The organism is Shewanella electrodiphila (assembly GCF_023283985.1).
In the GTDB taxonomy this organism is placed as follows: domain Bacteria; phylum Pseudomonadota; class Gammaproteobacteria; order Enterobacterales; family Shewanellaceae; genus Shewanella; species Shewanella electrodiphila.
Genome location: NZ_JAKIKU010000015.1, coordinates 96,137 through 104,474 on the forward strand (window position 1 = coordinate 96,137; position 8,338 = coordinate 104,474).

Here is an 8,338-nt window from a genome sequence, read left to right on the forward strand (position 1 = left end):
ATCGACTTGATGATGCTAAATAAGAATGAATTGAGCTTAAATATCTGAGCTCAATTCGTTCATTGCAATACCAAAAGGTACGACATTCAATTCACCGTCAATCCGTTCCAATTTAAAAAATTGCGGCATATTAAAATAGTGTAGTGATGACTCATCTCGCTCAAAAGCAAAGCTGTGACTTTCTTTTTCAACTAATTCTTTCATCGACATATCATCAAATATTTGATGTTTTAATTGATTGAGTTCATCAATGATAAACACATCAAGCGCATCCGGTCGTTGCCTTAAAAAATACTGTTTCGCGCCTTTGGAAATATAAAGTTTAATTACACTAGGGATACTGCGGTAAGGATCTTTTTTTAATACTGCTACTGGCGCCGTCAACTCAGGCTTTTTAAATCGCTCTACTTTTATTGGCGCGACTTTGACGTCATCGCCTTTGAGTTCCTTATATACCATCCCCATTGAATTGAAGAATAACCCAAAGCGTTTATGTGATAACTGTATTGGATGCATCAAGGCTGAGGACTCTCTTGCTTCATGACAATATTTTACACACAGAGTAAATACTGCCAATAACGCATCGTTGATTTGTTTTTTTAATCGTTCTGCGCAATTAACCACTTGAATATCAACTTGCTCAGGCGTGCCTTTTAAGCCTAAAGCGATAAACGCTAGGGCTTCTAGTAAACCTTGTTCGCCTTTAAAACGATGACATTGCCATTCGCCCCAGCTATTGAGGCAAATTAAATCAATCGTAGACAGCATGTTTTGTTGCTTTTTACCTAAGGAAAACACATTGCCATTCATATAATCGATCATGATTTCTTGGCCTTGCCATTTTAATGTGGGATCGCCATCCACATTGGAAACGACAATGACTTTTTTGTAAAAATACGGCTGGCACAACTCGGCTTTGGAAACTTTATTGGTTGTCGCTAATAAAGGCACTAAGCGACTGGCCAGGTCGGTTAACGCACTCGAGCGGTGCTTTTTACGGCCATACTCTTGCCATTGTGTGTCGGCTGCAGAAATCCCATTCATCGCTGACCAAGCAATCAATGCTGTGGGCGTATCTGCTTTGATAATCGATGACTCTCCAAGCAGCTGACCTGACTTTAATGGTTGTCGATAAAGGTAATAGCGCGACTCTTTGAGGCTATGAATAATGGTCATATTCGGTTCAAACACCGAACGACTCCATAGCTTGTTTAAAGGCAATAATTGATGCTCGTCATCACTAAAGTAAGTATGGAGTTTACGCGCCAGCATGCCGAGTTCTTCAACTCTAAAGCGATCACTCAATGCTTGTTTTGAGGCAAACTCTAAAAGGGTGCGATAACTGATTAATAGCAGTTCATTGAGCTGTTTGTTAAACCACTTTAATTGACCTGAATGCCAATGTTGGCTGTTGTCTAAGGTTTCTAATAAACTTGGTGGCCAGTTCCAGTCATTAACTAATTGCTGCATTTTATTGCGTCGCCAATCATTGCCGACACACGCATTGGTTAAATTCACACCACATTTAAGATAAAAGCAACGTCGGACAATTTCTAAACGCCTGATATCACGCTTAGCTAATAAGTAGCTTTCAATACGTTGGTATAAAATAAGGTAAGCGTCATTAGATTCAGAAAAATCACCTTGCTCACATTGTTGCCAAATTTGCGCAGTAATGAAATGAGACTCTGGATAATCAGCAGCATACGTTTCTAACAACAATACTTTAAGCAGCGCTTTATGGGGTTTGTTTAAGCCTTTATACAATTGCCATAAGGACGCACCAAAATACTCAGTTGCTGGCATGGATTGCACGTCGCCTAAAAATAATACCGATTCATCTTGATTAGAGTTAGGCCACCATCCAACGGTTTTTCCCGCCAAACGTATGTGGGAGCGATAAAATTCTTCTAACAATAACCAATGCTGGGTACTGCCGCTATGTTCTTCACCTAACGAGCTATAACAGTTTTCAAAGGCACTGCACTCGCGAAATTGTAATGGGTGAACCAGATAAAAGTTAACTTCAAAGTCTAAAGAGGCAAACCATTGAGTTAATGCTGTGGTTTTCTCGGTAATTAAGGTTAAATCTGCATTGCTCAAGTTAGCCTTATACACTAGCCATACATCAACATCACTTTTAGGGTTTTGACCAAAGCTTGCCGTGCTACCCATGGCATAAACGCCTTCAAAAGAACAAGGTTCTGCGGCGTTTGAAGTCAGTTTAGGCAAATTAAAAACATCACATGCCGAAAGTGATTTTGTAGAATCCTGGTATTGATTGATACCGAATGGCGTTAATGCTGAATTGCCACCAGGCAATTGCGGGTGATGATGTTGAATAAGGTAAGCAATGAGATCAAACAGGTTTTGCTGTTTTGGTGACAACAGAGATTGAGCTCGTTCATAGCGAACGAGATTAAGTTGGTTGGCAATTTCAGCTGAGCGAGGCACTTTTTCTATCAAGGCTTCCATCCTTGTACTATCACCTTACGACTTATTCACACACACATTTAAGTAAATACTTGCTTAAATTAGGGATAAATTCATTAGCAATAACTTGTTCATGGTATCACTTTTATTTAAATACGCCAGTAAATGAGATCTACGTCACAAAAAAAAGATGTGCATAGTTCAAACAATCGCTATCGGTTTGTTACATAAGCCCACAGGCAATGTTAGCATTGTCGCAATTAAGTCTATCGATGGAACTCTCTAGCATGTCTCAAAATGTTATTCGTATCGCTACTCGTAAAAGTCCACTGGCTATGTGGCAAGCTGAATTCGTTAAAGCTGAACTTGAACGTATTCATTCAGGTTTAACGGTTGAACTTTTGCCAATGAGCACTAAAGGAGACGTTATTTTAGATACGCCTCTTGCTAAAGTGGGTGGTAAAGGTTTATTTGTTAAAGAGCTTGAAGTTGCCATGCTTGAAGATCGCGCAGATATCGCTGTGCATTCAATGAAAGATGTGCCAGTAGATTTCCCTGAAGGGTTAGGTTTACAAGTTATTTGTGAACGTGAAGATCCACGTGATGCATTCGTATCTAATACCTACAAAACAATTGCAGAATTACCGCAAGGTGCTGTAGTAGGTACTTCTAGTTTACGTCGTCAATGCCAAATTCGCGCTGCCCGCCCAGATCTTGTCATCAAAGACTTACGCGGCAATGTAGGTACACGTTTAGCTAAACTAGACAGTGGCGATTACGATGCCATTATCCTTGCAGCAGCTGGACTTATTCGTCTTAAATTAGATGAGCGTATTGCGAGCTTCATCTCAGCAGAAGATTCACTACCAGCTAACGGTCAAGGTGCTGTAGGTATTGAATGCCGTATGAATGACGAACGAGTTAAAGCACTACTTGCTCCACTTGAGCATTTAGAAACTCGTTACCGCGTACTTGCTGAGCGTGCTATGAACACTCGCCTTGAAGGTGGTTGTCAGGTGCCTATCGGTGCTTATGCTGAAATCGAAGGTGATACCTTAAGTTTACGTGGCTTAGTGGGTAACCCTGATGGTAGTCAAGTCATTGAAGGCGCTGTATCTGGACTTAAAACTGATGCTGTTGCACTAGGTGAAGCACTAGCTGAAGATTTACTAAGCCGTGGCGCAAAAACTATTTTAGACGCTGTTTACAACAAGTAATCAGGCAAAGTCAAAATATGAAAGTCTTGCTAACGCGCCCTGAAGGGCGCAATCAAGCGATGGCTGAACAGCTTAAAAATAAAGGCGTCGATTTTATTGTCACGCCTTTATTAGCTGTTGCTGCAACACTCTCCCCTATTGAAACCCAACAACTCTCTCAAGCTGACAGTATTATTTTTATCAGCACCAATGCAGTTCATTTTGCCGCTCAATCACTTAAAAGTCAGTTTCCAAATTGCCGCTACTACGCTGTCGGTCAAGCGACTGCTGATGCATTAATCCAATACAATATTCAAGCTGAAGTCGCCCCTGAAAACAGCCAAGATAGTGAAGGATTACTCTCACTTTCGTCACTTGCTGAGATCCAACATCAGCGAATTATCATCGTCAGAGGGGTTGGTGGTAGAGAAACCATCGCAGAAAAATTAACCTTAAGACAAGCTAAAGTTAACTATTGGGAAGTTTACCAAAGAGTTATGCCAAAGCTTGATGCACAAAGCGTTTGCAGCCACTGGCAGGCAGCCCAAATTGACACAATTGTGGTCACCAGCGGCGAAGTCCTTGTTAATCTAATTAATCTTGTGCCAAAAGAGTTATTTGCATGGTTGCAATCATGTCATATCATAGTCCCAAGTCACCGAGTGGAACAAAGGGCAAAAACAGCAGGACTTTGTCACGTCACTAATGCTAATGGCGCGAATACTCAAGCTGTTTTACAAGCGTTATCTCTTTAATCATTAAAGCAAAGTCTGTTATTTGCGATCTTGTTTAATCCTGCCAGACTTGTACCCTATCACTCAATATTTATGTCGCGCAGTAAATAGTCGCACTAGTAAATAGCCACACTAGGCACTCAAGGACAGCTCATGGAAAACAATAAGCAAGACTCAAGTCAATTAAATACCAAGGATTCAACCGCTGAATCAGTGAATAATGAGGCTGAGTCTTCGACTGAACTTGAAACCAGTACAACTCCAAGTACTAAGCAAACGGCTCAATCAACTCCCCCCTCATCAACTAAGATCGTCAATACTGAAAGCCATAGTGATGATGCAACGTCTACTTCAAATAGAAAAAGTTCGTGGTGGGTAAGATTGAGCATTTTATTATGCCTCATCATTGCACTCGCTGGCATTGGCATTAGTTACCTGTTGCTCGTTGAACTTGAAAGCCAAAAAATTGAACTGCAAACTCAAAATCAACAGACTCAAGCTATCAGCAATGAAGTGACTGAAGCCCTAATAGAGCCCAAAAGACGTATCGCGGAGTTAGAAATACAACAGCAAAATGATAGCTTGGCTTACCAGCAGCAAAATCAACTGGCTAAATCACATCAACAATTACAAGAGCGTGTGGCCACTATTGCTCAACGCAATCCAAACCATTGGATGGCATCGGAAGCTGAATACTTAGTCCGTATGGCGGGAAGAAAGCTATGGCTTGAAAATGACCCTAAAACAGCGGCCAGCCTATTAAGTTCTGCGGATGACCGCATTGAAGCAATGAAAGACCCTGCACTGCTACCTATACGCCGTGCTCTTGCCCACGACTTAGCCAAAACCAATGCGATTAAAACCACAGATGTAGCCGGTACTATCTATACTATCGATAGTATTTTAATCCAGCTGGATAGCTTGCCGTTAAACCGCGCTAAAGCGCAGTCAGCAGAAGACTTAGCAGAGCAGCATGTAATGACGGATTCATTAGATGATTGGCAAAGTAACCTTGCTAAAACCTGGCACTCAGTCACCGATGGTTTCATTACTATTCGTAAACGCACCACAGATTTAGAGCCGTTACTGGCGCCAGATCAACAATGGTACTTAATTGAGAATATTCGCAATAAACTCTTACAGGCGCAGCTTGCTTTATACCAACATGATGAAGTGAACTACCGACAATCAATTGGGTTCGCTCGAACTTGGATTCAACAATATTTTGATTTAGAAGAAACCAAAACCCAAGAAGCAATGACAGCGTTAGATGCGTTAATCACTGTCAAAATTGAGCAAGTTAAACATACAAACTTTGAGTCAACTCGATTGTTACAACAACTGATTACCTTTGGCTCATTGGTTCCAACTGAGGAACCGCAGTTATGATTAAAGTTCTGGCCTATGTCATCATCATTTTAATTGGTTTTTGTATTAGTCCGTTTATTATCGGAAATACAGGTTACGTATACATTGCTGCTGGTGAATATCAAATTGAAACCAGTTTAGTATTTGGCCTACTGGGCTTAGTATTGTTTTACTGCGCATTACAGTTAGTAGAATGGCTGATTATTTTCTTACTTAATGTGGTCATTAATAGCCGGTATTTACCTGAAAGATGGCGCAGAGAAGCAGCTAAAAAATATACCCTTCAAGGCGCACTCGCACTGGCTGAAGAAGATTGGCCGAACGCAGAAAAAGCCATGGCAAAAGGTGCAGCAAAAGGCGAACTACCAGCTTTAAACCTTTTTGCTGCCGCAAGAGCTGCTCATCATCAGCTTAATACTGACGCCCGTGATAAATATTTAGCCGAAGCAGCTAAAGATCCATTAACTAAGACAGCGGTCAACACCTCGAAAACGCGCTACTTAATTCAACAGGGGAATCTCGCCGAAGCTAGAGCAGAGCTCGATTCATTAAACCCAACAAGTAAAAGTAAAACACCAGTATTGAAGCTAGCGCTAGACCTTTATCAGTTGCAACAAGACTGGCAAGCCTTAAAAATTCTATTACCCGCTATTCGCAAACGCCAAATAGTGTCAGAGCAACAATGTACTGATGTTGAGCATTTAACCAATACAGCATTGTTAAATGCGGCAACAGAAGCCAACGAACAAGAATTGGAGAAGAGTTGGCATTGGTTGAGTAAAGCGGAAAGAAACCAAGCTAAATTGATTGCGATATACGCTCGCGGTCTATGCCAATACGATAGAAAAAAAGATGCTTTAAAGCTCATCACTAAGAGTCTTAAAGCAGAACCTTATCCTGCAATACTGTCTGTATTACCTTTAATCCTTGATTCAGAAGATGAAGATGTAAGAAAGTTATTGCTGCGTTTTGAGCAAACACACGAACATGATGCTCAATATCAAATATGTATGGCTAAATTAGCTCAACAAAAACGCGATACTAAATCAGCTAAAAAACATTGGTTACAGGTTTGCGAGATCGTCCCAAAACGTGAAAGTTGGTTAGCACTCGCTCAAATTCAAGAGCAGCTTGGCGAAAATACAGCTGCATTACAAAGCTATCGCAAAGCAGCTAATTCTACTGAATAATATTCAGCAAACCGAATATTTAACTAAACAAAAAACCTGTCATTGGCAGGTTTTTTTATATCTATATCGATCTAAACCCTCGTTTGAATCGTATAAATTCTCCTCTAATTCAGCAAATTGTTCTCTTCATACTTTATTATTAAATCTGTAACAATTTCGACTAATTACTCAGTAATGTTGATTTAACAAGTAAAAATTAATTTTAATATCTTTTCATTACCTTAGCGGTAATTCCACCGAGGTCAAAAAATTGACCACCGGTACATATAACGCTAAAATTGTTATATTGCGGTTAATGTTTCTCGCTGATTTAATAACGACAAATATAGCAATGTGATTTTTTATGCAGCAAATGTAAATACATTGCTAAATAGGGTTTTGGAGTTAAATATGAGTTCTGTTGTAACGAATAAAAATGGTGTTTTGAGTTCAGCTAATGGTGATATTTCGCTTACCATCAATGACCAAACAAAAAGTATTCTTCCTGGGGAAGCAATTCCTGCTGGAGCAGAACTCCATTTTGCAGATGGCTTGGCATTCGTAGTCACGTTTGATGACGGCACTATTTTAAATGGTGATGACGTCAATACAGAGCAAACCGATACTAGTACAACAGATGATTCAGTAGCTCAATTTTCAACGGATATGAGTCCTGAAGAACTCGCTGAGATTGAAGCCCTACAAGCACTTATTCTTTCAGGTGAAGACCCAACCGAAGAATTACCAGAAACAGCTGCAGGCGAGTCATTAGGAAACCAAGGCGGAAGCGACTTTGCTTCACTAAATCGTGATGCTTCAGAAACATTAGCCAATGCAGGTTTTAATACAGTAACTGTTGCACAAACTACATTCCCTACAGAACAGACATTAGCTGATGATAGTTTTTCAGTAAACGTCGCCGATGACGGTCAAATCACTGTTAATTTGGTGATTGATGAAAATAACCTAGGCGACATTTCGGGGACTTCACAAGATATCCCTGCTGGCAGCACAGTCACGCTAACCCTCACTGATAGCGCTGGTAACACCATTGTTATCGAAGATGTGGTTGTCAATGCTGATGGCACTTACTCAGTTGATGATGTCGACTTATCTGCTTTAGTGGATGGTGATATTACTATTGTCGCCAATGCAACCGACGCTAACGGCAATCCAATAAGCGCCAACGATACTGAAGCATTAGATGCAACGGCTGGGGCGATCACCGTTGATTTGGTGATTGATGAAAATAACTTAGCCGACATTTCGGGGACTTCACAAGATATCCCAGCTGGCGGCACAGTCACGCTAACCCTTACTGATAGCGCTGGTAACACCATTGTTATCGAAGATGTGGTTGTCAATGCTGATGGCACTTACTCAGTTGATGATGTCGACTTATCTGCTTTAGTGGATGGTGATATTACTATTGTCGCCA

General features: G+C 40.7%; 6 protein-coding genes. 5 read left to right on the plus strand and 1 reads right to left on the minus strand.

Annotated elements, in window-relative coordinates; all coding sequences use genetic code 11:
* Positions 1 to 36 precede the first annotated feature (36 nt).
* Positions 37 to 2,475 (minus strand): class I adenylate cyclase, encoded by a 2,439-nt coding sequence (locus L2737_RS19855; RefSeq protein WP_248956883.1) that lies wholly within the window; start codon positions 2,473 to 2,475, stop codon positions 37 to 39.
* 245 nt (positions 2,476 to 2,720) lie between these two features.
* Here L2737_RS19855 and hemC point away from each other — a divergent pair, with 245 nt between their 5' ends.
* The 5 genes from hemC to L2737_RS19880 all read left to right on the plus strand — a co-directional run.
* On the plus strand, positions 2,721 to 3,650 hold the full coding sequence (hemC, locus tag L2737_RS19860; protein ID WP_229372257.1) for a hydroxymethylbilane synthase: 930 nt from the start codon (positions 2,721 to 2,723) through the stop codon (positions 3,648 to 3,650).
* Between the two features lie 17 nt (positions 3,651 to 3,667).
* Positions 3,668 to 4,384, plus strand: a complete 717-nt coding sequence (locus L2737_RS19865) for a uroporphyrinogen-III synthase (protein WP_102529504.1) — start codon at positions 3,668 to 3,670, stop codon at positions 4,382 to 4,384.
* Positions 4,385 to 4,516: 132 nt separating this feature from the next.
* Positions 4,517 to 5,752: a uroporphyrinogen-III C-methyltransferase gene (locus L2737_RS19870; protein WP_248956884.1), complete on the plus strand. Its 1,236-nt coding sequence runs from the start codon at positions 4,517 to 4,519 to the stop codon at positions 5,750 to 5,752.
* Positions 5,749 to 6,921, plus strand: a complete 1,173-nt coding sequence (locus L2737_RS19875) for a heme biosynthesis HemY N-terminal domain-containing protein (protein WP_248956885.1) — start codon at positions 5,749 to 5,751, stop codon at positions 6,919 to 6,921. Before L2737_RS19870 ends, L2737_RS19875 begins: the two co-directional genes overlap by 4 nt.
* A gap of 390 nt (positions 6,922 to 7,311) precedes the next feature.
* The coding region (locus L2737_RS19880; protein WP_248956886.1) for a retention module-containing protein at positions 7,312 to 8,338 on the plus strand (1,027 nt) is incomplete at its 3' end.

Bases quoted from the DNA above. Each gene is read 5' to 3' on its own strand.
- L2737_RS19865 (WP_102529504.1), top strand. From the start codon at position 3,668: ATGAAAGTCTTGCTAACGCGCCCTGAAGGGCGCAATCAAGCGATGGCT.
- hemC (WP_229372257.1), top strand. From the start codon at position 2,721: ATGTCTCAAAATGTTATTCGTATCGCTACTCGTAAAAGTCCACTGGCT.
- L2737_RS19870 (WP_248956884.1), top strand. From the start codon at position 4,517: ATGGAAAACAATAAGCAAGACTCAAGTCAATTAAATACCAAGGATTCA.
- L2737_RS19855 (WP_248956883.1), bottom strand. From the start codon at position 2,475: ATGGAAGCCTTGATAGAAAAAGTGCCTCGCTCAGCTGAAATTGCCAAC.
- L2737_RS19875 (WP_248956885.1), top strand. From the start codon at position 5,749: ATGATTAAAGTTCTGGCCTATGTCATCATCATTTTAATTGGTTTTTGT.